At 56.7% G+C, this 2,125-nt stretch carries 3 protein-coding genes and 2 rRNA genes; all 5 read left to right on the top strand.

Going from position 1 to position 2,125, the window contains the following annotated elements; translation table 11 throughout:
* Positions 1-452: ribosomal RNA gene (locus LPZ50_RS24425) — 23S ribosomal RNA — on the top strand; the annotation flags it as partial.
* Between the two features lie 153 nt (positions 453-605).
* Positions 606-718 (top strand): 5S ribosomal RNA (gene rrf, locus LPZ50_RS24420).
* A 253-nt stretch (positions 719-971) separates the two neighbouring features.
* Positions 972-1,376: a Cu(I)-responsive transcriptional regulator gene (cueR, locus tag LPZ50_RS24415; RefSeq protein ID WP_226119904.1), complete on the top strand. Its 405-nt coding sequence runs from the start codon at positions 972-974 to the stop codon at positions 1,374-1,376.
* A 215-nt stretch (positions 1,377-1,591) separates the two neighbouring features.
* Positions 1,592-1,738 (top strand): DUF3563 family protein, encoded by a 147-nt coding sequence (locus LPZ50_RS24410; protein WP_006478295.1) that lies wholly within the window; start codon positions 1,592-1,594, stop codon positions 1,736-1,738.
* A 114-nt stretch (positions 1,739-1,852) separates the two neighbouring features.
* Positions 1,853-2,125, top strand: a 273-nt coding sequence (locus LPZ50_RS24405) for a hypothetical protein (protein WP_230665427.1), incomplete at its 3' end; no start/stop codon positions are given.

Genomic DNA, 2,125 nt, shown 5'->3' with positions numbered 1-2,125 from the left:
AGGCTGATACCGCCCAAGAGTTCATATCGACGGCGGTGTTTGGCACCTCGATGTCGGCTCATCTCATCCTGGGGCTGTAGCCGGTCCCAAGGGTATGGCTGTTCGCCATTTAAAGAGGTACGTGAGCTGGGTTTAAAACGTCGTGAGACAGTTTGGTCCCTATCTGCCGTGGGCGTTGGATATTTGAAGGGGGCTGCTCCTAGTACGAGAGGACCGGAGTGGACGAACCTCTGGTGTACCGGTTGTCACGCCAGTGGCATCGCCGGGTAGCTATGTTCGGAAGAGATAACCGCTGAAAGCATCTAAGCGGGAAACTCGCCTTAAGATGAGATATCCCTGGGGACTAGATCCCCTTGAAGGGTCGTTCGAGACCAGGACGTTGATAGGTCAGGTGTGTAAGCGCAGTAATGCGTTCAGCTAACTGATACTAATTGCCCGTAAGGCTTGATCCTATAACAAGTCTGCCTTGTAGATCGGCGCCGTGTGAAAGCACTGGCTGCAGAATCCAGAGCGACAAGTTGGATTCTCGTGTGTGATACACACAACCTAATTACTGCTTCTTCCCAGATTGGTTGTGCTGCAAAGCAGCGCAACAACCCTCTTTGCCTGATGACCATAGCGAGTCGGTCCCACCCCTTCCCATCCCGAACAGGACCGTGAAACGACTCTACGCCGATGATAGTGCGGATTCCCGTGTGAAAGTAGGTAATCGTCAGGCTCCCTAAGCCAAGAACCCCCGCCCGAAAGGCGGGGGTTTTTGCATTGGTGCGGCGGAAATGCATGTGTGGTGAGAAAAGAGTGCTCCATTCATCACATCCCAACGGCACGCATGTCAGATCAATCAGACGCCACCCTGCAGTCAATCCTTACCCCGGAACGAAACCACGCGATTTGATACGATCGACATAACGTCGGCGATTGCACACGTCGACGTTCATGTTCGAAACCAGGGCTTGATGGAGAGGGCGGGAATGAATATCGGCGACGCGTCGCGCGAATCCGGAGTCAGCGCAAAGATGATCCGGTACTACGAACAGGTCGGCCTGCTGGCGCCGAGCAAGCGTACCGACGCCGGCTACCGGATCTACGGCGCAGACGAGATCCATATCCTGCGCTTCGTCCGTCAGGCGCGACGCCTTGGCTTTCTCGTCGAGGACATCCGCAAGCTCCTGATGCTCTGGCAAGACCGTTCGCGCGCGAGCGCCGAAGTGAAGTCGATTGCCCTCGAGCATGTGGCAGAACTCGACAAGCGCATCGCCGAGCTGAGCGACATGCGTGACACACTGGCCGATCTTGCTGCGCACTGTCATGGTGATGGGCGGCCCGAATGCCCGATTTTGGCGCGTCTATCCGACCCCATCGGCGAACCAAATTAGTGCGTGCGCTCGAGGCCGCAATCGGCCTTCGATTCGGTTTCCATAAAAATCAATGGGTTATGACGTTTTTGTGGGTGACCATTCCGAAAGGGAATGATTGCCATGCAAGTATTTCATTAGCATCTTGGTGCGGCATCGCTATAATTCGGGATAACCCTATACGGGAAATCCCTGAACATCGATTCACCAGGGGTCCCCCTTCCTTGGAGAACGTCATGATCGCCTACATCGTCGAAAAGCTGAGCAACTGGTTCGAATCCGCAGAACGTGAACGCCGTGAGGCCTACCTCGCAACTTCGTCGGACATCGTCCAGCTCGAAAGCCGCATCCGCTCGCTGGAAACCAACGGCTACTCGCTGTAATCGGAGTCACCGTCAGGTGCCATGTGGCACCGAACGATAAGCAAGCCCCGTATTTGACGGGGCTTTGTTTTTTGTGCGCCGGATCTGGCGCAATCGTCAGTGCAGCGCTATGGTATGCACCTGCTTTTCATCCTGAAGGACACGATCATGCGTTTGCGTCTCGATGTGCGTCGAAGTGCCCGCGCGCGTCTCGTTCTGGGCGCGGCAGTGCTTGTCCAGGGACTCGCGGCTGTTGCCGCAACGTCGCCCAAGCCGCTGATTCTCGATACGCAACGGGGGATCCAGGACGGGAAGGGAGGATTGGTGCTGCAGACGGCACCGTTGTCTTCCGAGCCGATCGGCGAGCCGGGAGGGATGCGGGCTCCAGGGGGCCAGGCGCCGAACGCG

Source organism: Bordetella petrii (genome assembly GCF_020991325.1).
Taxonomy (GTDB): Bacteria; Pseudomonadota; Gammaproteobacteria; order Burkholderiales; family Burkholderiaceae_B; genus Bordetella_A; species Bordetella_A petrii_E.
This window is presented reverse-complemented; position numbering and strand designations above follow the sequence as displayed.